The sequence below is a fragment of the Arcticibacter sp. genome, assembly GCF_053551015.1.
The window spans coordinates 128,440-154,245 of sequence record NZ_JBMQOB010000008.1; the positions used below are offsets into that span (position 1 = coordinate 128,440).

At 45.8% G+C, this 25,806-nt stretch carries 23 protein-coding genes; 9 read left to right on the top strand and 14 right to left on the bottom strand.

Features of this window, described 5'->3' with window-relative positions:
- Window positions 1-125 precede the first annotated feature (125 nt).
- Window positions 126-479 (bottom strand): hypothetical protein, encoded by a 354-nt coding sequence (locus tag ACO1NU_RS04930; RefSeq protein WP_448817352.1) that lies wholly within the window; start codon window positions 477-479, stop codon window positions 126-128.
- A 53-nt stretch (window positions 480-532) separates the two neighbouring features.
- Window positions 533-1,159: a PAS domain-containing protein gene (locus ACO1NU_RS04935; protein ID WP_448817353.1), complete on the bottom strand. Its 627-nt coding sequence runs from the start codon at window positions 1,157-1,159 to the stop codon at window positions 533-535.
- Window positions 1,160-1,405: 246 nt separating this feature from the next.
- On the opposite strand from ACO1NU_RS04935, the gene ACO1NU_RS04940 reads away from it, so the two are divergent.
- On the top strand, window positions 1,406-1,840 hold the full coding sequence (locus tag ACO1NU_RS04940; protein ID WP_448817354.1) for an Hsp20/alpha crystallin family protein: 435 nt from the start codon (window positions 1,406-1,408) through the stop codon (window positions 1,838-1,840).
- Between the two features lie 447 nt (window positions 1,841-2,287).
- The gene (locus tag ACO1NU_RS04945) at window positions 2,288-3,346 is read left to right on the top strand and encodes a response regulator (protein ID WP_448817355.1); all 1,059 of its coding nucleotides are present in this window, start codon (window positions 2,288-2,290) and stop codon (window positions 3,344-3,346) included.
- An 86-nt stretch (window positions 3,347-3,432) separates the two neighbouring features.
- Here the strand turns inward: ACO1NU_RS04945 and ACO1NU_RS04950 are convergent, their stop codons facing one another.
- From ACO1NU_RS04950 to ACO1NU_RS04965, 4 genes are all read right to left on the bottom strand, one after another.
- Window positions 3,433-3,786 carry a hypothetical protein gene (locus ACO1NU_RS04950; protein ID WP_448817356.1) on the bottom strand — a complete coding sequence of 118 codons (354 nt, stop codon included), beginning with the start codon at window positions 3,784-3,786 and terminating at the stop codon, window positions 3,433-3,435.
- Between the two features lie 98 nt (window positions 3,787-3,884).
- Complete coding sequence (locus tag ACO1NU_RS04955) at window positions 3,885-4,454, bottom strand: dihydrofolate reductase family protein (protein ID WP_448817357.1); 570 nt, start codon at window positions 4,452-4,454, stop codon at window positions 3,885-3,887.
- Window positions 4,455-4,464: 10 nt separating this feature from the next.
- Entirely contained in the window at window positions 4,465-4,920 is a 456-nt protein-coding gene (locus ACO1NU_RS04960; protein ID WP_448817358.1) for an SRPBCC family protein, read from the bottom strand.
- 126 nt (window positions 4,921-5,046) lie between these two features.
- The gene (locus tag ACO1NU_RS04965; protein ID WP_448817359.1) at window positions 5,047-5,943 is read right to left on the bottom strand and encodes an AraC family transcriptional regulator; all 897 of its coding nucleotides are present in this window, start codon (window positions 5,941-5,943) and stop codon (window positions 5,047-5,049) included.
- Between the two features lie 201 nt (window positions 5,944-6,144).
- Here ACO1NU_RS04965 and ACO1NU_RS04970 point away from each other — a divergent pair, with 201 nt between their 5' ends.
- From ACO1NU_RS04970 to ACO1NU_RS05000, 7 genes are all read left to right on the top strand, one after another.
- Window positions 6,145-9,444, top strand: coding sequence for a SusC/RagA family TonB-linked outer membrane protein (locus tag ACO1NU_RS04970; protein ID WP_448817360.1), 3,300 nt, complete (start codon window positions 6,145-6,147; stop codon window positions 9,442-9,444).
- Between the two features lie 50 nt (window positions 9,445-9,494).
- Window positions 9,495-10,985, top strand: a complete 1,491-nt coding sequence (locus tag ACO1NU_RS04975) for a RagB/SusD family nutrient uptake outer membrane protein (RefSeq protein ID WP_448817361.1) — start codon at window positions 9,495-9,497, stop codon at window positions 10,983-10,985.
- A gap of 74 nt (window positions 10,986-11,059) precedes the next feature.
- Window positions 11,060-13,930, top strand: coding sequence for an exo-beta-1,4-galactosidase (locus ACO1NU_RS04980; protein ID WP_448817362.1), 2,871 nt, complete (start codon window positions 11,060-11,062; stop codon window positions 13,928-13,930).
- A gap of 22 nt (window positions 13,931-13,952) precedes the next feature.
- A complete protein-coding gene (locus ACO1NU_RS04985; protein WP_448817363.1) occupies window positions 13,953-15,290 on the top strand; it encodes a sugar porter family MFS transporter in 1,338 nt (445 codons plus the stop codon).
- Window positions 15,291-15,301: 11 nt separating this feature from the next.
- Entirely contained in the window at window positions 15,302-18,679 is a 3,378-nt protein-coding gene (locus ACO1NU_RS04990) for a DUF5107 domain-containing protein (protein ID WP_448817364.1), read from the top strand.
- A gap of 87 nt (window positions 18,680-18,766) precedes the next feature.
- Window positions 18,767-19,444 carry a 3-keto-disaccharide hydrolase gene (locus tag ACO1NU_RS04995; protein WP_448817365.1) on the top strand — a complete coding sequence of 226 codons (678 nt, stop codon included), beginning with the start codon at window positions 18,767-18,769 and terminating at the stop codon, window positions 19,442-19,444.
- Window positions 19,389-19,574 (top strand): family 16 glycoside hydrolase, encoded by a 186-nt coding sequence (locus tag ACO1NU_RS05000; protein ID WP_448817366.1) that lies wholly within the window; start codon window positions 19,389-19,391, stop codon window positions 19,572-19,574. Before ACO1NU_RS04995 ends, ACO1NU_RS05000 begins: the two co-directional genes overlap by 56 nt.
- A gap of 122 nt (window positions 19,575-19,696) precedes the next feature.
- On the opposite strand, the gene ACO1NU_RS05005 is transcribed toward ACO1NU_RS05000, so the two are convergent.
- The 8 genes from ACO1NU_RS05005 to ACO1NU_RS05040 form a co-directional block, all read right to left on the bottom strand.
- A complete protein-coding gene (locus tag ACO1NU_RS05005; protein ID WP_448817458.1) occupies window positions 19,697-20,494 on the bottom strand; it encodes an endo-1,4-beta-xylanase in 798 nt (265 codons plus the stop codon).
- Entirely contained in the window at window positions 20,376-20,717 is a 342-nt protein-coding gene (locus ACO1NU_RS05010; RefSeq protein ID WP_448817462.1) for a hypothetical protein, read from the bottom strand. Before ACO1NU_RS05010 ends, ACO1NU_RS05005 begins: the two co-directional genes overlap by 119 nt.
- A gap of 159 nt (window positions 20,718-20,876) precedes the next feature.
- Window positions 20,877-22,001: a glycoside hydrolase family 43 protein gene (locus tag ACO1NU_RS05015; RefSeq protein WP_448817367.1), complete on the bottom strand. Its 1,125-nt coding sequence runs from the start codon at window positions 21,999-22,001 to the stop codon at window positions 20,877-20,879.
- A 140-nt stretch (window positions 22,002-22,141) separates the two neighbouring features.
- A complete protein-coding gene (locus tag ACO1NU_RS05020) occupies window positions 22,142-22,366 on the bottom strand; it encodes a CDGSH iron-sulfur domain-containing protein (RefSeq protein ID WP_448817368.1) in 225 nt (74 codons plus the stop codon).
- Between the two features lie 195 nt (window positions 22,367-22,561).
- Window positions 22,562-23,479 carry a helix-turn-helix domain-containing protein gene (locus ACO1NU_RS05025; protein ID WP_448817369.1) on the bottom strand — a complete coding sequence of 306 codons (918 nt, stop codon included), beginning with the start codon at window positions 23,477-23,479 and terminating at the stop codon, window positions 22,562-22,564.
- A gap of 79 nt (window positions 23,480-23,558) precedes the next feature.
- Window positions 23,559-24,326 carry an SDR family NAD(P)-dependent oxidoreductase gene (locus ACO1NU_RS05030; RefSeq protein ID WP_448817370.1) on the bottom strand — a complete coding sequence of 256 codons (768 nt, stop codon included), beginning with the start codon at window positions 24,324-24,326 and terminating at the stop codon, window positions 23,559-23,561.
- 114 nt (window positions 24,327-24,440) lie between these two features.
- On the bottom strand, window positions 24,441-24,854 hold the full coding sequence (locus tag ACO1NU_RS05035) for an ester cyclase (RefSeq protein WP_448817371.1): 414 nt from the start codon (window positions 24,852-24,854) through the stop codon (window positions 24,441-24,443).
- Window positions 24,855-24,930: 76 nt separating this feature from the next.
- On the bottom strand, window positions 24,931-25,761 hold the full coding sequence (locus ACO1NU_RS05040) for an AraC family transcriptional regulator (protein WP_448817372.1): 831 nt from the start codon (window positions 25,759-25,761) through the stop codon (window positions 24,931-24,933).
- Window positions 25,762-25,806 lie beyond the last annotated feature (45 nt).

The following is a 25,806-nucleotide window of genomic DNA, read 5'->3' on the forward strand; positions in this document are numbered from 1 at the left end:
ATATCGCGGGCAAATGTACGATATCTTCCCGAACAGTTCAGACTGTTGATGGTTTGCAGATATTAGCAAACTCCCTCAGGCTTGAACTCTTGCCAGGCGCCCCCTGGGATCAGTTTCTGATGCCTTTATAATGATCCGCTGGCGTTGCTGCCCTCTGGCGAATCATTCTTCTCTATGATGAGCCGGTCTACTTTAAGTTCACGGATATGCAGTTGTCCGATTTTCGCCCGCTTGATGTTTAGTTTTCCGATGGCAAGTGCGCCAATAGCCAGGGCTCCAACAGAGAGTGCTCCTATAGCGAATGCTCCGACAGCAATTGCGCCAACGGATAGGGCACCGACAGCCTGTGCGCCGATTGCGGTTGCACCTGTTGCTGAAGCTCCAGTTGCCATAGCTCCTGTTGCCATTGCACCGGTGGCAGAAGCGCCAACCGCTTTTGCCATATCTAAGTTGAGGAATTTATGAGATAGTAGTTTCATTGTTATCGGTTTGTTGTTTAACAGCGAAAGCCTGGATTGATATACGGGCTGTTTTATGTTGTTTCTTCTGTGACCGGTCTCTTCTTTACGATATCATGAATGGCCTCGTCCAGCTGTTCAGAGCTCTGGATTAACATGTCGCAAATGTTTCTGAGATTCTGGTCAATTTCCATTTTATTCAGGATGTTCACAAGGCCAATGATATTTGCCAGAGGTCTCCGTAGAACGTGGGACTGCGCCCAAACGATCTGTTCAAGGAGGTTGTTTTTTTCCTCAATCTCATTCTTCGCAACTTCCAGTTCCTCGTTTGCGACAACTGTTTCGGTGATATCGTAGCCCATACAGAAGACACCCGAAGGGGCACCGTTCTCGTCGAACATCGCGGAATATTCCCATTGGGTGACGATGTACTCACCCTTTCCATCATGCTTGCGGATAGTGGCGGGGAAAGATTTGTCGGGAAAGCGGAAGCATTGCCTGGATACCTCTTCGCAGACTTTGCAATCATCCGGGTGCATTGTCAGGAAGTAGGGCTCGCCAACAATATCGTTGCTGATATGGCTGAAAGCTCCCGCATAGTTTTTATTGACGTATCGGTATTTGCCATCCATCCCTGCGATGATGATGTAGTAGAAATGAGAATCTTCAAGAAGTCTGATCGTATCTTTAAACTTTTGCATGTGGGCCCATAATGGAGCGCCCTGGTTTGAGTATGACCAAAACGCTTGTTGTAAATCGTTAACAAAGGATAATGTCATAAGTGTCTTTTTTGTTTGCACAGGAGATGAAATTGTAACGCGGTTCTCATATCCTGTGGATGGGGGGACATTAGGCCCTGACGAGAATCAGTTGGGTGACTAACACCAGTCAGTGCCGATCAGCATGATTTAATAGAGATTTGTGGTACAAAATAAAACATGAAAGCTATGAACACATTAATGAAAGCAACACCGAGTCCATCTTTAAAAAAGTTATTTGAAGATTTTGGGACATACGACAGCCTATTTGACGGTTCATTTTTTAACCGTGGCAAGCAGGTTCCTGCCGTGAACATCAAGGAAAATGAAAAAGGCTTTGACATTTACGTCGCTGTGCCGGGTTTCGAGAAGGAAGACTTTAAACTTGATATCGCTAATAACGTCTTGACAATCAGTGCGGAACGGAAAGATCAAAAAGAGGAAGACAAGGACAATTATACCCGTAAAGAATTTTCTTATTCTTCATTTAGCCGCTCGTTTGGTATTCCGGATAATGTTAAGGAAGATCATATCAAGGCGAAGTACGATAAAGGCATCCTTCACCTGAAACTTGAAAAGTCTGACAAGGCCTTGCCTAAACGGAAGATCATACCTGTTGAATAACAGTCATAAGGATCGCCGGGCGTGTCTTGTTGAATCGCGGCTGATGCAGCAAGCCCATCCTGTTTTCCCCCGGGTGCCCGGCGCTCTTTTATTTAAGCGAATTAGTTATGGAAGAAAAACATCAAGTAAGAACTATGGATGAGGCCGTTCAACTGTTCGAGAGCGTGTTACCTGACCCACGAACAACCAATTTGCCGGCAATGTCCGACCACTTTATCGTCAATGAAGAAGATGTGATTTTAACCGCTCAGCGAGCTAAAAGTAGCATAGGGTACAAATGGAGGATTGAGTATCCTATATGATTTTCCTCTTCATGGATAAGGCTGATCTTTCATCAGGTTTAAACCTGTGGTATCACTAATGTAGCGTATTTGTCTTATACTTGGTATGGGCAGTTTGTTGATTTTCAATAACATCTCCTTTAACCTAAAGCACATCTCGCTATCCATGAGAAAGATCCTGTTAATCGAAGATGATGAAGAGCTAAGTGAGAACCTTAGTGAAATCCTCCAGCTTTCAGGTTATCTCGTAACCAGAGCATCAAACGGGAAAGAAGGTGTTGAAAAGGCATTAAAAGACAGACCAGACCTCATTTTATGTGACGTGGTGATGCCCGTACTGGACGGTTACAGCGTGTTACATATCCTCAGCCGTCATCCTGAAACCTTTTCTATTCCCTTTATCTTTCTCACGGGGAAATTGGATGAAGCTGATGTACGGAAAGGAATGGGAATGGGAGCTGATGATTATCTGATGAAGCCATTCAACGAAAAGGATTTGCTTGATAGCATAGAGGTCAGGCTAAGAAAAGCAGACATTTTAAAGGGACGCGTGATGGCGGACCATACGCCCTTTGCTAACTTCCTCCAGGAGGTAAACGAATCGGATAACTTCGATCTGAGTACCAGCATTGATGTTCATCATTTTAAAAAGCGTCATCTCCTTTACAACGAGGGAGAAAATCCGATGTTCGTTTATTATGTAACGGAGGGGAAGCTGAAGAAGTTCCTGATGAATGAAGATGGGAAGGAACTCATTACCAATATGTACACAAAAGGAGACTTTTTTGGATATAAGGCCATTTTTGAAGATGATGTGTACCGTGAGAGTGTGGAGGTGCTTGAAGATGCTGAATTAATACTTATCCCAAAGGCGGACTTTCTTCAGCTGATTAACAACGACCGCCAGATTGCACGTCGATTTATTAAGCTGCTGTCGCATAATCTGGTTGAAAAGGAAGAACAGCTGCTGAACCTGGCTTATAACTCGCTTAGAAAAAAGGTGGCGAAGGGGATTATTGACATCGTAGATAAATTCCACGACGAAAAAGATGGATTGCCTTCCGTTCAGGTATCGCGGGAAGACTTGTCGAATGTAATAGGTTCTGCCCCGGAATCGACGATACGAACCTTGAAAGAGTTCAGGATGGAAAACCTGATTGATATTGCAGCTGACGGGAGTATCTGTGTTTTGAATGAGAAGAAGCTGCGCCACCTTCAATATTAGACATCATGATGGAGGGAGGCCAGATGCGGCGAGAAAGGGAAAGTCTTAGCGGCGCCCGTCAAATAAAACATGCGCCGCTACATAACTTATTGAGCCCGGGTTAGCTTAAGATGAGTTTTCATACCGTTGAACTCAGAGGTTATAACTGTTGAGTCACCATAAAATTTACCGGTTTGAGGCATCACATTGCCACCGATGTCCAGGGAGAAGGTAAAATCAGCACCTTTAATCTTGCCGTCTGAAATGGGGAGATCACCCTGAGGACTTGTGACGGTGCCAGTTAAATTTTCTCCGTCAACCTTGAAAGTGTAAGTCAGGGGGAGATCCATGTCTCCGAAATTCAGAACACCCTGCCACTTTCCAGTGAGGTCTGCAGCCGCAGCCAGGCAGATAGCAAAGCTGCAAATCAGCAGCGCGATCATTGAGATTTTCCTTTTCATATTATAATTAGTTTGGTGACTAAATATACATGTTTTGAATACAGATAAACAATGTTGGAAAGTATTATTTTTCTCTTAAAATGTTCTTTATTTGGGTATTAGCCGGACAATACATAATTCAGTTCAACCACCCCTGAGCTAAATTGCTTACTGCTCAGCAGTGTGAGGTTTATTTTGTCTTTGGTATTGACAAACAACGGAACGCCCTGTCCCAGAACAATAGGATTAACGAAGAGCCAATAGCCATCAATCAGGTTCAGTTCAATAAGTGCATGTGTTGCTGTAGGGCTGCCAAAAAGCAGAATTTCAGAACCTTCCTGTTGTTTTATTTCTTCTATCCGGGATGGAAGATCATCACTGAGAATTTCGGTGTTTGGTCTATCTTCTGCCTGCATTGTTTTAGACAGAACGATCTTGTGTGCATTGTTATACCATTTGGAATGTTCAAGGTCATGTTTGGATGCTGAAGGCTTATCGCCGGCTGTTGGCCAGTAGTTCTCCATCATCTCGTAAGTTACACGTCCATATAGCGCTGTATCGGTTTTCTCTATGCGTTCTCCTACAAAGTCGAAGATCTCCTGATCTACCTTAATCCAGTTCATCTCTCCGTCGGGCCCCGCAACAAAGCCGTCGAGCGATACATGCATAAATGATATTATCTTTCTCATAAGGCTATATTCAATCGATATCAACCAATCTGAAAGGTGTCCCCGTTCCCGTAGTTACAAATTTATTGAAGCTATAGAGAAAGCTTTGCCAGCCGCTTGTACATAGCTCGTAGCATTCCACCTCCGGACGCAGACCCTGATGTGTTAAACGAAGGGATGTTCCCTCAGGTGCAGAGGATATGTTCCATCTGATCCGGGTATTGATCCATTCCTTATTGTTAACCAGATCGGGTAGGTCTATCAGCGCATCCTCCACCCGCCAGATGATCTGTTCGTTGCGCACGAGTTCTTCAACTCTCATGGTTTTGAACACCTGGGGTCCAAAACGAATGGTAAAAACCTGGCTTACCTCCTCTGCTGATCCTTCAAAGATTTCGGTCCACCAGTCACTGATGTTTCTGGTCAGGCTATCATAAACTTTGTCTTCTTCGGCTTTTAAGATAAGACTTGTTGTAAAATCGCTCATAGGTTTGTTTATTAGAAGTTTCCGGTTAGATGTCATGAGCAAAAATGACTAAAACCGACCAAATACTACTTGCCATAGGGCAAGATTTGAAGATTGGGGCACTGGCTATCGGATTCAGGTAATCGTTCAATCCATTTTGTGCTGGTTCCTGTAGTTTGCCGGAGAAAGCCCCATCAACTTCTTGAAGAGGCGAGAAAAGTAGAAGGGATCATTGAAGCCTAGTTCCCGGCAGATCTCTTTAATGCTTTTGTCTGTAAAATACAGGTATTGACAGGCTGTTTGAACCTTTAGCTGAATGAAATATTGTTTAGGGGAAGTTCCTGTTTTGTCGCGAAATAATTTCGAATAGTGCGTCACAGAAAGATGTTGCTGAGCTGCGAGGTCCTTAACCGAATACAGGCTGAACGGATTTTTTTTCATGAACTGGATCGAGTTAGTGATTTTATCGCGCCCCAGGGTTAAGGGGTCTATTTCCTGGGCATAAAGAAAGTTCGCGAGAAGCTCCAGGTATTTGATGTTAACTATTTCCAGATTTCGTTCTTCAAAGCTGTTCGCTAAGAGATTGAATATTTGATCAAAATCCTCAATCCTTCGTGCAGAATAGGCGAGGAAGACCGGCTCAGCGCCCAATTCAGAGTACCTTTGGTACAAGTGATCAGCGCTTTTTCCGGTAAAATGCAGCCAGTAGATAGACCATGGATCAAGCAAAGAGCTTTTATAATGATGAGGCGTGTTTTTGGGAAGAATAACAAAGTGATTGGACTTTAATACCGACGTGCTGCCTGATACATTGACCGTTCCACTGCCTGAAGTGCAGTAAAGAAGAATATACTCACTGCATCCTGATTTCCTCTCCCTGTCATGGTAGATAGCATGTGGATAAAAGCCGCTTGCCACCACATGGAAGCGACTGATCAGATGATTACTGGCAATATTACGCTTGATATTGGGTGGCAAGACAATCATCTTTTGTCCCACAAAGCCTTCCTTTTTTTTCTTTGTTGTTTTCTCTGCTAAGGTCATTTATGGTGAATAAAAAGCCGTCCCGAATAGCTCACATAAAATTAGAATTCTTTTCTGATGCTCCAAAGCGTATAAATGTCCATCTCTTCAAATGGAATTTCCATTCAGCGTTCTACATCATCTGGCTATTTTTGATAGACCATTATAAACCCCTAAGCAATTAGGAACAATGATTCCTCCATTTATAAACCGTGTAATGTTATGAAAAAAAAACTCACCTATCTATTCTCGTCCGGAATCAGCATACCTGAATTTCAGACCAAAATCGGTTCTTTTATCATACTACTGAGCTTCCCGGTGCTTTGTCCGCTTTCCGGGTATTCTTCTGATAATCTACTTACCGGGGAGACACCGGGCAGCCGGCATGAGCGGTCGGTTTCGGAATCGGGCCTTCGATCACGGGCTGTCGTGGTAACAGGTACCGTTCGAGACGAGAAGGGCGAGTCTTTACCCGGAGTTAGTATTAAGATCAAGAATTCTGCAGGCGGTGCGACTACGGATATTGCCGGAAAGTTCAGTATCTCCGTGCCTGACGCTAACAGTATCTTGATCTTTACTTATGTAGGATATACCACTCAGGAGGTACCCATTTCAGGAAGAACAAGCCTGAACGTCGTATTAAGAGAGTCGTCCACGGCTCTTACCGAAGTCGTTGTGATTGGATACGGAACGCAACAAAGGCCAAACATAACAGGAGCCATCTCCGGGATCACTTCCGAAAGCATCGAAGAACGCCCGGTCGCAAGGATAGAACAGGCTTTACAGGGCCAAATGGCGGGTGTAGCCGTAAGAACGACTTCGGGTGCTCCTGGCAGCGACATTTCTATACGAGTGAGAGGTGCATCCTCTATTTCCGGGGATGCGACACCACTTTACGTTGTTGATGGAGTACCTCTCGATAATTTGTCGGGCGTCAACCCAGCAGATATTGCCTCCATAGACGTATTAAAAGATGCTGCATCAGCCGCTATTTACGGCTCCAGAGGATCGAATGGCGTTGTGCTGGTCACTACAAAGAGAGGCAAAAAAGGAAATCCCGTCATAACAGCAACGGCCTATACTGCCGTTTCGAACATCGAAAGAAAAGTGGATGTGCTGGATTCAGATCAATGGATTGAGTTCAACCAGAAGTGGCTGGACAGACAGTGGCGGATAAATAATCCTACTCAGGATCCGAATGCAAGTCAGGAACAGCGTATCGCCTATGCACAGAGCCTGGCTCCTGCAGGAACGGTTTACAGTACCCGGCAGTCATTGCTGCCCATAAGAGCTACATATGGAGTTTATGACCCTTATTGGGGAACCGATGCGCTGGAGCCGATCGACTGGCAGGATGAGCTTTTCCGTACAGCACCCAGCAGAGATATTCAGCTGAGTGCTTCAGGCGCTACTGATGCGGTTTCCTACGCAATTTCCGGAGGAGTATTTCAGCAGGATGGAGTGGTGCATGCATCGTCCTTTGACCGCTATTCCTTCCGGGCGAACATTGATGCAAAGATCAATAGCTTTATCCGGGTGGGGCTGATGCTTGCACCATCTCTGGCCAACAGGGAAGGCGCCAATGTGGACGGAAAGGACAATGCCGTTTCACGGGCATTGAGCTATGCAGGATGGACCTTGGCGGGGTCTGGCAGAATGGCCGGTGCACAGCCTTATAAATTCTATGGTGAATGGGGGGCCGGTGCAAACAACGTGAGTCCCTATGTGCAGGCGGTTTACAACGAACGCTTGAACCGGGATTTCAGACTGAATAGTTCCTTCAATGCGACTGTTGATATTGCCAATGGATTGAATGTAAATGCCTTGGTGGGTTGGAACTTTCGGGGGAACAGAGAACGTTCTTACAGCCCGACATGGATCCAGGGCACCTGGGATACATCCGTACCCGGAGAGAGATCGTCATCGCGATACACGACCCTCCAGGGGAATTCTCTTCTGACACAGGCGACTATCAACTATGACAAGAGTTTTGGCGACCATAATTTCAATGGTTTGCTCGGGATTGCTCAGGAGACCTACAAACAGGAAACTACAGACCAGGGCTTATCAGGCTTCCCGAATGACAAGACCTGGGTATTTAATAAAGATCGCGCCACAACAATTAACTTCAATACTATTGGTGGTTCAGAGAACGCCTTGCTGTCGTACTTTAGCAGGATTCAATACAACTATAAAAGCAAATATCTTTTCTCCGCATCGGTACGTAGCGACGGGTCTTCTAAATTCGGGGAGAACAATCGTTGGGGCGTATTCCCGGCTCTTTCCGCGGGATGGAGAATAGATCAGGAGGATTTTCTGCAGGGACTCGACTGGCTGAGCACTACGAAGCTAAGTGCCAGCTGGGGACAAACAGGGAACGACAGAATAGGGAACTCGACGTTTGTTTCTAACATGGCCGCGCTGAACTACGTTCTGGGTGATAACCAAGCGGTCAACAACGGGTATGTGGTTGGGAATATTTCCAACTCTCTGTTGAGATGGGAGAAAACAGATAGCTATAACCTCGGGCTGGATTTAGGTTTCCTACGAGATCGATTCACTCTATCCGCCGCCTACTATTACAAGAAAACGAGCGACTTGCTGCTTAGTGCGCCTGTTTCACTTACCACCGGTTTTTCGAACATGATGGACAATGTCGGCAATGTAGAAAATAAAGGATTTGAACTTGAAGTCAGAAGCTTCAACACAGTGGGCGCATTTAAGTGGAACAGCGGATTGAATATCACCGTCAACCGTAATAAGATCACCAAGCTGGGATCAGGAGACGCAGATATCCGTATCGGGCAAGGTGCGACGATTATTCAGCGTGTGGGTCACCCGATCAATTCCTACTATTTGCTTGATGCCGTAGGTGTGTTGAGAGAGTCGGATTTTAGTCCGGGTGCAAATGGAGCATTGGTAGCAAACGTTCCGGTTTGGTCAGGCCAAAAACCGGGGGATACGAAATACCGGGACGCAAATGGTGACGGTTTGATCAACGCTTCGGACTATATCGTTGCAGGTAATTATCAGCCTGACTTTGAATGGGGCTTTTCAAACAACTTCAGTTACAAGAATTTTGACCTGTCTATTCTCCTGCAGGGAAGAGTTGGCGGAGATCTTCTTGCGATCGGTTCAAGAGCCTGGAACAGGCCTACCAACGATCCTAAATGGATGTACATGGAGCAATGGCTCACCAAAGCCTACTGGTCGGAAGAAGAACCAGGAAACGGTAAGGTACCGGCATTCTTCTCCGCTGTTACAAGCGAGTACGACACCAATTGGATGTACGACGCAGGCTATTTGAGAATCAAGAACATTAACCTTGGGTACAACTTACCGCTAAAAGCCAAATTCATCAACAGAGCCCGGATATACGTATCCTGCGATAATGTCTATATGTGGGATAACTATTATCCAGGATTCTCTCCGGAGGGGGCGTCTCAGGACAATGCATCTTCCGACTGGGGTGCCTATCCACAGGCACGGACTTTATCATTTGGACTTACGGCAACATTTTAAATTCAATCTATCAGGACATGAAATCATCTAGAAATCATATAATTTGTTTAATGACCATAATGTCTGCGCTTCTACTAGGCTGCAACAAGGACATTATAGACATCGCCCCGATCGAAAATAACACAGCAGATGCATTCTACCAGAATGAGATCGAAGTTAAGCAGGCGATCGTCGGCGTATATGCCCGTCTGGGGCGGAACGGTACCAATACGGATTTTGCGACAGACTATTACTGGCTGGCCTCTGAAAATCGTTCAGACCTGTTGTATCTGGTAGAAGGAACATCGGCGCAAAACGACCAGCTTGAATTGAGGAAATATCTTATTTCTCCTAACTCCGGCACAGTTTCGTCGATCTTTGGCCGGCTTTACAGCCTGATCAAGGATGCCAACAGCCTCCTGTACCGAACTAAGGAAGGGGAGTATACCCGTTACAGAGCAGAGGCCCGGTTTATGAGAGCTTTTGCTTATTTCGAATTACTCAGGTCATTCGGTCCTGTTGCGCTGGTCACCGCACCTATCGAGAACAAAGATGCGATAGCTTTGCCGAGGGAAGATCCTAAAGTTATATACGCACAGATTATTTCAGATCTGGAGTTCGCTGCTGCGAACCTGGATAAATTCTACACAGGAGCTGATGCCGGGCGCGTAGGGAGTGTGGCAGCCAATGCATTATTGGGTCAGGTATATATGACTATGGCGGGATTTCCCTCCAATGATGCATCTGCATACCCCAAAGCTGAAACGGTATATGCGGGGATCATTGCGGATGTAGACGCGCGCTTCAACCCGGATTATAGCAAGATCTTCATTCTTGCAAATGAGAATAAGAACGACATTTTCTCTATTCAATTTGCTTCAGGCGGGAATAATACCGGATCAAGTCTCCCCGGATACATAACAAGCTCTCCCTCATCCGGTTCTCCCTTTCCTGAATGGACCTATGCGACGTACAATTTACAAGGCCAGGATGTACGGGTTGACACCATGCTGGTGAACAGAATGAAGGCGAGCGGAGACAAACGTTTGATGGCCAGCATCGATACCGGGTACTGGAGCAGTACCAACGTGGCTACACGAAGCTGGGTAACGCGAAATATCGTAACGAAGTTCCTGGAAAAAGATAACACGAATACCCGGATAAAAGCCTGGAATGACTTCCCGAGAAATTTTCCAATCATCCGCCCTGCAGATGTTTACCTCTACTATGCAGAGGCTCTTATCGTAAATGGAAAGGCCGGTGCTGCTAAGCCATATATCGATAAGCTACGCCAGCGAGCCGGGCTTGCGGCCCTTACAGCGGGTCCTACAATAGACGATATCAAAGAAGAGCGTAAAAAGGAGTTCATTGGTGAGGGACGACGTTTCTTTGATCTGGTAAGATGGGGGCAAGCCAGCGCCATTAGCACGCTGAGCAGCTTCGCACAACATTATCATTCGCGAACAAACGGACAGCTGCCCACTGCAAAGGACCTGTTGCTTCCTATTCCACAGAATGAACTCAATACACGGAACAACTGGAATCAGAATCCGGATTACTAACCGGGAGAATGGCCTAAATTAGCCATCACGAAGAATATGAACTTATGATACTGAACTTGCGCTTAATTTGTACGATGCTTTTCGCACTGGTCTTTACCGCCAGTGCGAAAGCAGATGTTATCAACCTGGAAGGGACCTGGAGATTCGGGATTGACCGGGATGATAAAGGTATTACTGAAAAATGGTTTAGCAGAAACCTGGAGGATGCGATAAGACTCCCGGGTTCTATGGCTGAAAACCTGAAGGGAGACCCGATAACGCTGCAAACGAAATGGACGGGAAGTATTTATGACAGTTCATACTATTTTAATCCACGTTTAGAAAAGTATCGTCGTTCCGATAATATTCACATTCCTTTTTGGCTGACTCCAGCAAGGCATTATGTAGGAGCAGCGTGGTATCAGAAAGAAGTTGTCATTCCAGCCAAATGGAAAGGGCAATGTATTATACTGAACCTCGAAAGGGCACATACTGAAACTCGGGTCTGGATAGATGACCAGGAGTTGGGAACTCAGAATTCACTGGCCGCTCCTCATATCTACGAACTTCGTTCAGGCCTTGAACCCGGTAAGCACCGTATTACCATCCGGGTCGACAATCGAATAAAAGAAATTAATGTAGGGCCGGATTCACATAGCGTGAGCGACCATACCCAGGGGAACTGGAACGGAATCGTCGGCAGGATGTTCTTAGAGAGCCGCCCACAGGTCTATTTGGAGGATATCCGGGTCTTTCCGGATGTTAAAAACAAGAAGGCGCTAGTGAGGCTCTTTATTGCAAACACATCCGGTTCGGCCGTTAAGGGCCAGATCAAGCTGGTGGCACGGAGCTTTAATTCCGAGAAATCTCATGAGACAAAGACTGTTCAATCATCTTTTAATGTAGCAAGATCAGGCAATACTAGCTTAGATGTCGAAGTCCCTTTCGGAGATGGTATGTTAACCTGGGATGAATTTAACCCAGCGCTTTACAAGCTGAGCGCGATACTCCAGGCGCGGGGAGCAGAGTCTGAAAAGGAGGTGCAGTTTGGAATGCGTGAATTCAGGATAGAAGGCAATCAGTTCCTGATTAACGGGAATCCGGTGTTCCTTCGGGGAACGCTGCATAACGCTGAGTTTCCTCTTACGGGTTATCCGGACATGAAGGTAGAGGGGTGGTTGAGGATATTTAGAACAGCGAAGCAATATGGGTTGAACCATGTGAGGTTTCATTCATGGTGTCCGCCTGAAGCTGCTTTTATCGCCGCCGATCAGGTGGGCATATTTCTTCAGCCTGAAGCACCAAGCTGGCCGAACCATGGACCAAAGATTGGTTTAGGGCAACCGATTGACAAATACTTGTATGATGAGACGGCCCGCATGATTAAATCTTACGGGAACTATGCCTCTTATACCATGCATTCAGCAGGCAATGAACCGGCAGGTAACCAGGTTCAGTACCTCAATGACTTTGTAGCTTTTTGGAAGAAACAAGACAACCGGCGCGTATATACAGGAATGTCTGTTGGAGGAAGCTGGCCCATTGTCCCGCAAGCCGAGTACCAGGTTAGGGGCGGGGTGAGAGGTTTGGCGTGGGACAAGAGACCGGAATCCTTTTCTGATTTTAGTGAAGGGATAGCCAAGTTTAAAGTGCCGTTTGTAGCGCATGAGATGGGGCAGTGGTGTGTCTTTCCGAATTTCGACGAGATCAAGAAATATAAAGGAGTCTACAGAGCCCGGAACTTCGAGATGTTTCAGCAAGATCTTCAGGATCAGGGGATGGGCGATCAGGCACGTGATTTCTTCATGGCATCGGGAAAATTGCAGGCGCTTTCTTACAAGCATGAAATTGAGAAATCATTGAGAACTCCAGGCTATGGAGGGTTTCAGCTTCTTGGTCTGCAAGATTTTCCGGGACAGGGGACCGCGCTTGTCGGGCTTATTGATGCTTTTTGGGAAGGGAAAGACTATGTCTCCCCTGAACAGTTTTCAAGATTTTGTAATACCACGGTGCCTTTGGCGCGACTTCCCAAGTTTGTTTTTTATAATAATGAGCGCTTTCAGGCACAAATAGACCTTTTTCGCTCGGAAAAAAATGTGCTGCTGAATGGCGTTGTCAGGTGGAGGATAAAAAATGCGGGCGGGAAGATCCTCAAGAGCGGAAGCTTCGCTCCCCAAAATTTCCGGAATGGGAACGGCATAAAAGTGGGTAGCATAGACGTTTCGCTAGCGGAAGTAGATCAGCCATCGCGGTTAAATCTTGAGGTGGCGGTTGATAAGAGCTCGTTTATTAATGACTGGGATTTTTGGGTATATCCGGCTAGTAATCCGCGGGAGGTACCTGGCATTTATTATACAAGCGTATTAGATAACAAGGCAAAGGAAGTGCTGAACAGGGGAGGAAAGGTATTCTTCAATGCAGCAGGCAAGGTTGTGAAGGGCAAAGAAGTGCAGATGTATTTCTTGCCGGTGTTTTGGAACACATCTTGGTTTAAGATGCGGCCTCCACACGTCACCGGAATGCTTATTCAGGAAAAAAGCCCGGCGTTTGATGATTTCCCGACAAGCTACCATAGCGATCTGCAATGGTGGGACATTCAGCATCGCTCTCAGACCATGATTCTGGAAGACTTCCCCGCAGGATTTAAGCCGCTGATCCAACCAATTGATACCTGGTTTTTAAATCGCCGCCTGGCATTGGTTTACGAAGCAAGAGTGGGTAAAGGCAAGATTATAGTAAGTAGTGCAGATCTGCGTAAAGATGCGGATGACCGCCCTGCTGCTGAACAACTATTTTACTCGCTACAGAAGTATATGGCATCAGAGAAATTCAATCCCTCACAGGAAGTGGATATTAATGTAATTGAGGATGTGTTCAAGTCGCCGTCGAAGCAGTTGTTTGACACCTATACGAAGGATAGTCCGGATGAGCTGAAACCCAGTTCCAGCAAGAATAAGGTCAACTAACTCACAGCCCTAGATAATCAACATGGAACAAACGTATAACAACCGTTATATTCTCGGCATTTCTTTCATCTCCGCACTGGGAGGCTATCTCTTCGGATTCGATTTCGCTGTGATCTCAGGTGCGCTTCCTTTCCTGCGGGAGCAGTTTAGTTTGAATGCCTATTGGGAGGGGTTTTTAGCTGGTTCGCTTGGATTAGGGTGCATCGTCGGCTGTTTACTTGCAGGGAAATTGGCGGAAAAGTATGGGCGCAAGCCAGGTTTATCATTGGCTGCGATCATATTCGCCTTGTCTTCTTTAGGGATGGCATTATCGTCGGGAATGAGTGTTTTCATATTTATGCGCTTCGTCGCCGGGATAGGAGTGGGTATGGCGTCAATTCTAAGTCCGCTTTATATCGCGGAGATTTCACCCGCATCAGTAAGAGGCAGGAATGTCGCGATTAATCAGCTGACTATTGTCTTTGGAATCCTCATTACTAATCTTGTAAATTATAAACTGGCAGGCTATGGAGACCAGTCGTGGCGAATGATGTTTGGCCTCGGCGTAATCCCTTCTGTTCTCTTTCTGATTGGCGTGGTGTATTTACCTGAGAGTCCCCGGTGGTTAATGTCGAACGGGCAGGAAGAGCGTGCAGCAGCGATTCTGCAAAAAATAGGTGATAAGAACTACGTAACGAAGACGGTCTCCGATTTTAAGCAAGGCTTCAAGAGTCAGCAAAAACAGAGCTTTGCTGCTGTATTTTCGAAAGCTGTTCGTCCGGCGATGACAGTAGGCATCACCCTGGCCGTGTTCCAACAGTTATGCGGTATTAACGTGGTGTTTAACTTCACGTCAACGATCTTCGAATCGGTAGGCGCAGATTTGGACAGGCAGTTGTCTGAGACCGTTGCAATAGGAATTGTAAATACCTTATTTACTTTGCTGGCCATGTGGGAGGTAGATAAGCTGGGCAGGAGGCCGCTGATGCTGGCAGGCTCCTTAGGCTTATCCATTGCATACGTAGTGCTGGCCACATTACTTCAGTCGCAAGCCGCACCCATCTGGATCAGCATAGTAGTGTTAGTCGCCATCGCTTTGTATGCCACATCGCTTGCTCCAGTTACCTGGGTGCTTATCAGCGAGATATTTCCCAATCATATTCGCGGTCTGGCTTCCTCCGCTGCAGTAGTTTGTCTTTGGGCAGCGTACTTCGTACTTGTCTTCACGTTTCCGATAATGGCCAGCATCCTGGGTACATATGGACCATTCTATGTGTATGCAGTCATCTGTATGGCCGCTTTTCTCTTTATAAAAAAGAGGGTTAAGGAGACCAAGGGACAAACCCTCGAAGAGTTAGAAAATAATTTCGTCTCACATTAAAACGTATCTCTATGAATTTTCCGAGTGTAAAAGCCTGGACCGAACGTGTAACTATCCCGACTTATGAAGTAGATGCACCCGATAAAAATCCCATGTTTTTTGAAAGGCGGGTTTATCAGGGGAGCAGTGGTGTAGTATATCCCAATCCAATCATCGAAAAGATATATGATGAGAAAATAGATCGGGAATATCAGGCGGTTTATCTCGAAAATCAATACATCAAGATCATGATCCTGCCTGAGTTGGGAGGACGGATTCAGATGGCTTATGATAAAATAAAAGAAAGGCACTTTATATATTATAACCAGGTTATAAAACCAGCTTTGGTGGGTCTATGTGGGCCGTGGATCTCGGGCGGTATTGAGTTTAACTGGCCGCAACACCACCGCCCAAGCACCTTCGAGCCTGTTGATTTTAGCATCGAGGAAAATCCAGATGGTAGTAGGACAGTGTGGGTTAATGAAGTGGAGAAGATGTTTCGAACGAAAGGAATGGCTGGATTTACGCTGTATCCTGGTAAGGCATACCTGGAAGTTAAAGCTAAACTCTATAACAGGACGGATCTGCCACAGACCTTTCTATGGTGGGCAAACCCGGCTGTAGCGGTTAATGAACACTATCAGTCTGTATTTCCTCCGGATGTAAATGCCGTGTTTGATCATGGGAAGCGTGATGTTTCTACTTTTCCTATAGCCACCGGAACGTACTATAAAGTTGATTATTCTCCCGGAACCGATATCTCACGATATAAGAACATACCGGTGCCTACTTCCTTCATGGCTGTTAATTCGAAGTACAACTTCGTTGGGGGATATGAGCACGACACGCGGGCAGGAGTGCTGCATGTAGCCAATCATCATGTTTCCCCCGGTAAAAAACAGTGGACATGGGGCTGCGGAGATTTCGGCATTGCATGGGACCGCAATCTCACGGATGAAGACGGACCGTATATCGAACTGATGACCGGAGTGTACACAGATAATCAGCCTGATTTTAGCTGGCTCATGCCTTATGAAGAAAAGTCCTTTAAACAATACTTTTTGCCTTACAGAGAGCTCGGAATAATAAAAAATGCGAGTGAGGATCTGCTGTTGAGTTTCAATCAGAATCAACGGGTTCTGACTCTGCGGCTATTTGCGACCAGTGCGCTGGAAATTCAGTTGACAGTGCATGTACAAGGTGCGATATCTATTCACAAGCAGATGTTGTTGACGCCCGAAGAGGTTTATGAGGAAACGTTTCAAGTGGGTGTCGAAGCAGGAGAGCAGGATCTGATGATCATCGTTGTTGACGGAGAGGGCAAAGAACGGTTAAGGTACGAGCCTGCTGCAGACGTAGAAAGTCCTATTCCCCAACCTGCAAAAGCGGCGAAGTCGCCCGAAGAAACTGAAAATTGTGAACAGCTGTTTTTAACAGGACAGCATCTGGAGCAATACCGGCATGCTACTCTAAGTCCCGTACCATATTATCAGGAAGCAATAAGACGAGATCCAGGTGATGTCAGAAATAATCAGGCATTGGGCGCATGGTATCTACGCAAGGGACAGTTCAAAGAGTCAGAAAAGTTCTTTCGGCAAGCAGTCGATACAATAACGCAACGAAATCCGAACCCCTATGACGGTGAACCCTTCTACAACCTCGGCTTGTGTTTGAAGTATCAGGGACGAATGGACGAGGCGTACGATGCGTTTTATAAAGCAAGCTGGAGCAGTGCCTGGCAAGATGGAGCTTATTATTCAATAGCGCAGATTGATCTGGTGAGGGGAGATTATAAGTCGGCCCTCGAACATATTGATTGGTCACTTGACCGAAATGCTCGAAACGGGAAGGCATATGTGCTAAAAGCACTTGCCCTTAAAAAGCTAGGTAAGTATATTGATGCACTAGAAATAATAGAAGAGGGGTTGAAGAGAGACCTGTTTAATATCGGCCTTTTGTTGCAAAAGGCGGACTGTCTGGGAAATGTAGGGGAAGAGGATAAAGCAAAAGAATCGATCAATTTGCTGGAAAGGCGCAGTCGTAGTTCCGCAAACACCCTGTTGGAGTATGCTGCTGATCTCGCATGGTGCGGTGAATACGAGGAAGCTATTCAAATGCTATCCTATGCCCAGGCAGAAGAACGGAATAATCCAATGTTGTTCTATTACGAAGGTTATTTCAATCAGTTAGCTGGAAGGACCGATCTTGCTAAAAGCTGTTTTAGCGAGGGATCTGAGGCTGATTCTGCTTATTGTTTCCCGAACAAGCTCGAAGATATCCTGGTGTTACAAATGGCTTTGCAGTTGAACCCCGCCGATGCTATGGCCGCATATTACCTCGGTAATCTCTGGTATGACAAACGTCAGTACGAACAGGCTATCAGCGCCTGGGAGTTATCGGCTTCGTTAAATCATGGATTTCCTACAGTATGGAGGAATCTTGGAATTGCTCAGTTTAATCATCTTCAGAATTCGAAAAATGCGCTTCAATGCTTTGAACGTGCTTACTTATTGAATCAAGATGATCATCGGGTACTGATGGAGCTGGATCAGTTACGTAAACGTCTGAATCATTCGCCCGGTAAGCGTCTTGAGTTCCTGAATGAGCACCGGCATGTAGCAATACATCGTGACGATCTTTATCTCGAGATGATTGCGTTGTGCAACTTCCATGGATTATACGACAAGGCTCATCAGCTAATCTCATCGCGAATCTTTCATCCTTGGGAAGGAGGAGAAGGAAAAGTTACCGGGCAATATGTCTATAGTCTCTTAGGGATAGCAAGAGCATGTATCTGGAACGGTAACTATTCCTCAGCACTAGCCTACGTGGAGGCGGCACAGAGATATCCGGAAAATTTGGGAGAGGGTAAATTATCAGGCGCAAGGGAAAATGACATCTTTTATTGGCTAGGTCGGGCTTATGAAGGGTTGAAGCAAATCAGCGAAGCGAGAGATTGTTATCAAAGAGCAGTGGAGGGTTTGTCGCAACCGGGCGCAGCAATATTTTACAATGACCAGCAGCCTGAGAAAATCTTCTATCAGGGATTGGCACGATACAAGCTTGGCGACAAGGCAGAGGCAGAGCAAATCTTCAATGATTTAATTCAATATGGAGAGGAACACCTCAACGACAAGATAAAGCTGGATTATTTTGCTGTTTCCCTGCCCGATCTACTCGTCTTTAGTGATGATTTGAGCATGCGCAACCGCGTCCATTGCTTATACCTGCAGGGTTTGGGACAACTCGGTCTACATCAACATGAGAACGCACAGCGTATTTTCAATACAATACTGGGGATGGATGCTATGCACCTCGGAGCTAAAACACATCAGGAGATCCTGCAAAATGACGACTCCAGATACCTGATGACACCATTGGCGTCCTTAGCAGATTTTGGCCAGGATTAAGTATGTGGCGGGGGTCTTGCGTCGATCTTATGCAAGTACATCCATCGATTAATTGGTATATTGCTTATGATAACATTAACCGATTATATGAAACTCTTCAAAGCTTGCTTTCTTTTTTTTGTTGTAATCCTGATTTGCGGCTGCAGAAGTCTTAAACCCGATGTAAAGAGCAAAGAATCCTGGATTTCATTGTTTAACGGAAAAGACCTGGATGACTGGTTCGTCAAGATCCACCATCATGACGTAGGTGTCAATTTTGGTAATACCTTCAGAGTGGAGGACGGAGTAATCAAGGTCAGCTATGATCAGTACGGCGACTTTAATGATCAATTTGGGCACCTGTATTATAAAGTGCCGTTTTCTTATTATCATTTGGTAGTCGAATACAGGTTTACCGGCCAATTACAGAAAGGAGCACCGAGTTACACGCTGCGAAACAGCGGGGTCATGTTCCATTCGCAGGATCCCCGCACCATGCCTAAAGAGCAGGATTGGCCAATTTCAATCGAGATGCAGTTTTTAGGCGGGCTGGGAGATGGTAAGCCACGGCCGACAGGCAATATGTGTTCTCCGGGTACTAATGTCGTATACAAAGGTAAAATTGCAGGGGATCATTGTATCAATTCTTCATCCAGGACCTACGATGGAGATCAATGGGTGAAGGCTGAGCTAATTGTTTTAGGCGACTCGTTGATCACTCATGTCATCAATGGGGGACACAGTGCTACAGTACTCCAAGCCACAAATAGGAGGAGGGGTAGTTAAGGGATACGATCCCTTGGTGAAACAAGATGGAAAGACACTAAAAGAAGGCTTTATTGCTTTGCAAAGTGAAGGTCAACCAGTCGAGTTTCGAAACATAAAGTTATTGAATCTGGCTGGGAAAGGGAACTAACAGCACTGATAGAGCCTGTATAATAGACTGTGTGTGAAGATATCCCTTGCTATTATCAGATAGACAACAGAAATTATTTTTAAAATAAAGAAGGGGGACTTAAATTGTCCCCCTTCTTTATTTTATTTTCCTTGCAATGCCTCCAGCACCCCTACGTAAGCAGGTTTTCGCTGAAAGCCCGCATTTACGGTACTTCCTGACGTGAAGCGCGTCCACAAGCCGACAGGCTCATTCGGGCGCCAGCTGTCACCTGAAGGTCGATCATGAGGACTTCTGAACGTGATTCCTGCTCTCCGGGCGGCCGGTATCGAGCTATTGTACGCTTTAACAAACCATTTATACATCTCAGCCTGTTCAAGATAAGCGGCCGGGCTAGCCTGGGCTGTAGTACCACCAGTACCGATGTCTAAGGCAGAGATCTTGATCAACTTTCCTGTGTTAGCCAGGCCTTGAAGCATTGCTTCAATTTTTGTCTTATCGTCACCAATATTTAGGGCTAATTCAGTAGCTATTCCGTCGACACGAGCTCCATTTGCTTCTGTGTAAGCGATGAACTCTTTAAGTCCCTGGATCTTGGCTGGATTGTCAATCAGGTTAGTTTCTGTAAAGAATATCTTATCGGTTGCATTAGCATATTTCTTAACCATGCCGATGGCTATTGCTGCATAATCTTTACCTAGATAATCTTGCCAATAAAAGGTATTTGCCGGAGGCGTACCAGTTGCCGGACCGCTTCTCAGTTGTGAGGGATCAGTTTCATCCATAGGTTGGTAAACAACACTCCAGGATTTCACATGGTCCTTACCTGCACCAGCGAGCAAGTAATTGCAAATATATTTTTTCATCTTCTCTGTCCAGATGGCTTGGAGATGCCAGTGCTTTATCTTTAACTTTAAGAAGGAATGCCACTGTTTGTTCAGAAAATAAGTCTTTATCCTGCTCAAACTTGCTCAACTGCTTTGCTGTTTCCTGGATTTTAGGCATACTCTCTTTATCGATGAGTGGAAGTAGATATCTATCGATCAGTGTTCTGAAAAACCTGATTTCATCATTGTAAAACCCGATTTCGGACCTGAGTTGTTCCACATCGGAGTACACGTAGGATAGGATGGGAGATAAATTGATTTTTACAGATGTTTCCATGGTCTCGTGATTTGTATAACGGTTTCGCTGATACAAATATGAGAAGGTGCTATAAGATGCGGGCTGAGTTTGGTCAGCTAAGTAGGCGATTTCGGTCAGTTGCCCGATTTATGATCGCCACAAGCTTTTTTGGCTGTTCGGTTGAAGCTATATAATACCTTATTCCTGTATATCAACTTTCCAGTGGGTAGCGACGGCTTTTAGCTCGTCGGGAGTCAGGTAGGTTACTGCTCCATGTTTCGGACTGGAAAAATTGGTGGCTTTCATCACCCCCTTGTTAAAATGTCCAAGGTTGGTGTAGTTTGCAAAGTCTGTAGTCTCACTAAAACCCATATTGCTCGGGCGCATGCCATATACGTCATACATCAATACCCATTTATCCGTACCAAGTCGCTTAAACAAATTCGGAGCCTCTGTATTGACAGACTCCGGATCAATACGCTTATCTCCACTGGTAAAGCCGGTGTTTACCCTGTCTGAAACAGCATGGAACAGTTGCGCCTTCGAGACATAGAACATCTGAAATTTATCGCCAACTTTTGTAATATCGGCATCAATACCTCCAATCGTGTTTATCTTCTGCGGCACGGTTTCCAGCTTCGTGAAATCCGCATTAGCATAAGAATAGTAGATGTTTGCATCCTTATTATTATAGCGGATCGTAAAATACACCATCATCTTCTTTTTCGCAGCATCGTAAATAGTCTCCGGAGCCCACGAACAGTCGATGTCGCCTAACTCGGGAAAGGCCTTGTCAACACGGAAATCAGAGTGTGTCCAATGAATCAGATCATACGATTTCATCAATACCAAAGCGCGGTTGTTACCCCAGCCATATTTCTCGGCCGGCCGTTCCCATTCAGTATCTCTGAAGCCCGCGCGTTTACCAGCTATGTGCAGATCGGTCATTGCCAGATAGAAAGCTCCGTCCGGGCCACGTGTAATATGTGGGTCGCGAACACCTTTCTGCTCGGCCAACTCGGAGCCGATAAAAACAGGATTGCCCCCGTTAATGTCTGTAAAGGTATATCCGTCTTTACTGATAGCCAGATAAGCCGACTGCGTCTGATCTTTAAAATAAACCAGCAGGTAGCCATTTAACTTTTTTTCATCAAAAGGAGGGCTTTTCTTGGATTTCTGTACGTTAGATACAATCTTGATACCTGTAGGAGCCGTAGAAGCGCGGTCGATGCTCTGCGCTGAACTATCGGATGTAAAAAGCGCTATAGTAACTATAACACAGAGTGTCTTTAAATATTTAACCAGGTTGCTGCAGTAATGCATGTTGGTAAGGAAGATAATTGGTGCGGATCCAAGATAAGAAAATTCTTTACCAAACAAGTTCGATCTCGCTATAGCTCATAAAAAAGCGACCATACAATTATATATGGTCGCTTTCCTTTTCGGTCATCCGCATTCTCAACCTATACCTTTTTAGGAGGAAGATCGAACGCGATAGCCTCGTGCTCAAAGTGATCCTTGTGAGAGCCATCACAGAAAGGTTTGTTTTTAGACAAGCCACATCTGCAGACGCTTACAACGGTACGTCCCTGAAGACCATACTCATTGCCGTTTTTATCCACGATTTCAAAATCGCCTTCTATTTTCACTGAACCGTTGTTGTTGATTGTAAGTCTTGTTTTTGCCATTTGAGTTTGTTGAAAGTCCAAAAGTAGGACATTGGATACAGCCCCTGCAATCTGATTGTTATTTAGAAGCGTTCTGCTGGCAGGACGTTCAGATCCCGCTGCGTTAATATGGCAAAATGAGGCCCCAGCTCCAGCCCACATCAAAGGAGGGGGCACTTCACCTTACAACCGGGCAATATTCTTATCTTAGGGATGCTAGTTAAAAGAATTTCTAAACTGCACAGGGGAGAGGTTCGTCTTCGTTTTGAACAGCCTGCTGAATGACTGCGAATGCTCAAACCCCAATTCATAAGCCACCTGGCTGACAGTCAGGTTAGTAGTTGAAAGCAATTCTTTAGATTTTTCGATCAACTTCTCATGTATATGCTGCTGCGCATTCAAGCCTGTGAGCGAACGCAGCATATCACTTAAATAATTCGGCGTATAGTTTAACTGCTCTGCTATGTATTGTACCGCAGGCACGCCCTGGTTCACAGGTTTACCTTCTTTGAAATACCGGTACAGAAGCGCTTCAAACTGCTGAAGAAGGTCGCTGTTGCCGGGTTGCCTGGTCAGAAACTGCCGCTTATAAAATCGCTTCGCATAACTTAACAGTAACTCTATTTGGGCAATCACCACCTCGTGGCTAAAATCGTCTATGCGGCTATTCAATTCTTCCTGGATAATTGTAAATACAGCCGACACCGTTGCTCTTTCCTGCTCGGAAAGGTGAAGAGCCTCGTTCGACGCATAAGAAAAGAAACCAAATTGTTTGATCTTGGAAGCGAGGGGATAGCCTTGCAAAAAATCCTGATGAAAGATGAGCGAGTAACCCTCGTTTCCCTTGTAAACTGCTGTACTTCCTACGATCTGGTTCGGAGCAGTGAAAACCATGCTGCCTTCATCAAAATCATAATAGCCTTGACCGTATCTGAATTTACCTCCAAGTTTACTAATGAAAGATATTTTATAAAGAGTTGTTACATAGCTAACCGGCAGCTTGCTCAGATTTATCCGTTCTTCCCGGGTGTCGAGTAGCGTGATGAGTGGATGAATCGGTCCGGGGATATCCAGCATGCGGTGTATCTCGGTAATAGATTCCAGCTTAGCCACTTTTGGCGCGTCATTTTTCATACTGTAAAATAAGGAAATGGCCGGCTAATAGCTGTGTTGCCGGCCATAAATAATTCTCAATTGTCGATCTCATTTGCAATTACCAGGGCAGGAGACCCTCTGATCCTGTGAAACTGCCTGTGGGGCCATCCGTTTCCAGGGCTACCCGGATGGGTTCACGGGAGCCAACTTCCAGACTGTCTGTACCCTGGAAATTATTCAATGCAGTAGCCGTATACCCGGGACTAGTCGCATTCACCTTGATGTTCTCTTTTTCAAGCTCCAGTGCAAAAGCTACGGTGACGGCGTTAAGTGCTGTCTTCGAAGCAGCGTAGACAATACCGAAATTTTCACGTGCCCAGCACTGCGGATCAGAGATCCATGTCAATGAGCCCAGGCTGCTGGAAACATTCACGATACGTGCTGCAGATGACTTGCGCAGTAGAGGCAGGGCCGCCTGGGTTACGGCTATAACCGCGAACACGTTTGTTTCCCAAACTTTGCGGACCTCGTCCAGCGAAACGTTAACCGCTCGTCCAGTGCTCATCAGCTCCTCCGGGCTTTTTGGCACCGTTCCGCCGTGGGATATACCCGCATTGTTCACCAGCAGATCCAGACGCCCATGCTCAGAACCAATCCGCACCATTGCCGCGTCAATGGTGCTTTGCTGAGTAACGTCCAGCTCTATAGCTTTCGCATTTTCGCCGATCGCAGCAGCGGCCTTTTCACCATTCTCCAATTTACGCGAACCAACATATACAATATAGCCATTCGCCGCGAGAGCTTTTGCAATTTCATTTCCTACTCCTTGATTCGCTCCGGTTACCAGAGCAATTGATTTATTCGCTGATGCTGTTTGATTTTCCATAATACACTTTAGTTTGTTATAAATCAAATGTCCGGGTACAGCCGAAGGCTTTTGTAACCAAATCAAGGAAAGTTGTAACCCGATTGAAACGCTGTCGCATACTTTTTCAAAGATTCAAGGGGATGATAAACGCTGCACTACCATACTGAAATTGTTTTCACCCCAATGGCCAGAGATCTTACCGTTCTCAATCGTGAGAATGTCGATCACTTTGATGGTGACTACTCTGCCGGTTGCCGGTATGCCCATTAGTGTTCCTGTGTGGGTTCCCGTAATTTCTTTCCGCGTCACCACCTTGTTCTCTTCTGCCACCATGTCTTTGATCTCAACCTGGATATATGAAAAAGAGGCGTGCAGGATCTTGGTAAAAAAGTAGGTCATGCCCTCAAGTCCTTCAGGCATATCTGGTACGCCAGAGTGGTTGATAAAATCCGGAGCCATCAGATCTTTCAATAATTCCATGTCGCAGGCCTCTATCGCAACCTTGTTATACCGGGTCACGAGGGCTTTGTTTTCTTCTTTGCTCATAATTTCTTCCAAAATTACCAGTCGCCATATAAGCGCTTTAAGCCTGGAGGTTCAGAAAATATGGCCGGAAGCTCAACTACCCATAGTCTTTGGGTAGAACCCCAAAGTATTTCTTAAAGGCTTTGGAAAAACTGGAATGGTTTTCGTACCCGGCTTCAAAATATACCTCGCCCGGGCGGGCTGCTCTTGATCGAAGGCGTTCAGCGGCGGATAGTAGCCGCTGTATCTGGAGCCAGCGGGCAGGGCTCTCATGGTAGATCTGCTGAAATTTTCGTTTGAATGTCGCAAGGCTCATGTGACAAAGGAAAGCAAGGTCCGTTAAACTGAGTTGCGACGAAGCGTGCGACTCCATTACCTGTCGAATGCGATCTTCATCGGGCCGGGTAATGTTGCTGGTTTGAAACTGCACTAAGGTGCCTGGATGTTTACTTTCCAGGTATAATAGGAGCTCCTTTAGTTTAACCAGTTGTAGAGCGGGACTCATTAACTGCTGTGTCATTAAGACATTCACGCTTTCTATATAGCTACGCAGATAGCTATCCCGGTCAATCAATTTATAAGGCCGTGGCGCTGTATTTCGATGAGATGCAGCAGAGTTCGCTGAAGACACCTCCTGCAGCACCTCATCATTGAAATAGATCATTGTACTCTTGATTCGTGCATTCCTGCTCAGCCGCTGAGTGAATAAGGTGTTTCCCGCAGACAGAATCAGAATTTGGCCCGGTCTAAGATGAATGGTCTCGTTCTCCAGGTACATGAGCTTTTCCCCTTCAGTAATCAGACTTATTAGGTGCTTGCTTAATGTAGCCCGCCCTTTAACAACCGCCGTTGATGAGCAGTACGACACAAACGCAATGCCGCTATCAACCTGGCCGGTTTCAACTAAGGAATCTGGTATATGTGACAAGTCCATCGGTGTAAATGTACCAAAAAACAAATCTTCCTTCCGTTG

Coding starts and splice junctions, on each gene's coding strand:
- ACO1NU_RS04930 (WP_448817352.1), bottom strand. CDS start 479: ATGAAACTACTATCTCATAAATTCCTCAACTTAGATATGGCAAAAGCG.
- ACO1NU_RS04935 (WP_448817353.1), bottom strand. CDS start 1,159: ATGCAAAAGTTTAAAGATACGATCAGACTTCTTGAAGATTCTCATTTC.
- ACO1NU_RS04940 (WP_448817354.1), top strand. CDS start 1,406: ATGAACACATTAATGAAAGCAACACCGAGTCCATCTTTAAAAAAGTTA.
- ACO1NU_RS04945 (WP_448817355.1), top strand. CDS start 2,288: ATGAGAAAGATCCTGTTAATCGAAGATGATGAAGAGCTAAGTGAGAAC.
- ACO1NU_RS04950 (WP_448817356.1), bottom strand. CDS start 3,786: ATGAAAAGGAAAATCTCAATGATCGCGCTGCTGATTTGCAGCTTTGCT.
- ACO1NU_RS04955 (WP_448817357.1), bottom strand. CDS start 4,454: ATGAGAAAGATAATATCATTTATGCATGTATCGCTCGACGGCTTTGTT.
- ACO1NU_RS04960 (WP_448817358.1), bottom strand. CDS start 4,920: ATGAGCGATTTTACAACAAGTCTTATCTTAAAAGCCGAAGAAGACAAA.
- ACO1NU_RS04965 (WP_448817359.1), bottom strand. CDS start 5,943: ATGACCTTAGCAGAGAAAACAACAAAGAAAAAAAAGGAAGGCTTTGTG.
- ACO1NU_RS04970 (WP_448817360.1), top strand. CDS start 6,145: ATGAAAAAAAAACTCACCTATCTATTCTCGTCCGGAATCAGCATACCT.
- ACO1NU_RS04975 (WP_448817361.1), top strand. CDS start 9,495: ATGACCATAATGTCTGCGCTTCTACTAGGCTGCAACAAGGACATTATA.
- ACO1NU_RS04980 (WP_448817362.1), top strand. CDS start 11,060: ATGCTTTTCGCACTGGTCTTTACCGCCAGTGCGAAAGCAGATGTTATC.
- ACO1NU_RS04985 (WP_448817363.1), top strand. CDS start 13,953: ATGGAACAAACGTATAACAACCGTTATATTCTCGGCATTTCTTTCATC.
- ACO1NU_RS04990 (WP_448817364.1), top strand. CDS start 15,302: ATGAATTTTCCGAGTGTAAAAGCCTGGACCGAACGTGTAACTATCCCG.
- ACO1NU_RS04995 (WP_448817365.1), top strand. CDS start 18,767: ATGAAACTCTTCAAAGCTTGCTTTCTTTTTTTTGTTGTAATCCTGATT.
- ACO1NU_RS05000 (WP_448817366.1), top strand. CDS start 19,389: ATGGGGGACACAGTGCTACAGTACTCCAAGCCACAAATAGGAGGAGGG.
- ACO1NU_RS05010 (WP_448817462.1), bottom strand. CDS start 20,717: ATGGAAACATCTGTAAAAATCAATTTATCTCCCATCCTATCCTACGTG.
- ACO1NU_RS05015 (WP_448817367.1), bottom strand. CDS start 22,001: ATGCATTACTGCAGCAACCTGGTTAAATATTTAAAGACACTCTGTGTT.
- ACO1NU_RS05020 (WP_448817368.1), bottom strand. CDS start 22,366: ATGGCAAAAACAAGACTTACAATCAACAACAACGGTTCAGTGAAAATA.
- ACO1NU_RS05025 (WP_448817369.1), bottom strand. CDS start 23,479: ATGAAAAATGACGCGCCAAAAGTGGCTAAGCTGGAATCTATTACCGAG.
- ACO1NU_RS05030 (WP_448817370.1), bottom strand. CDS start 24,326: ATGGAAAATCAAACAGCATCAGCGAATAAATCAATTGCTCTGGTAACC.
- ACO1NU_RS05035 (WP_448817371.1), bottom strand. CDS start 24,854: ATGAGCAAAGAAGAAAACAAAGCCCTCGTGACCCGGTATAACAAGGTT.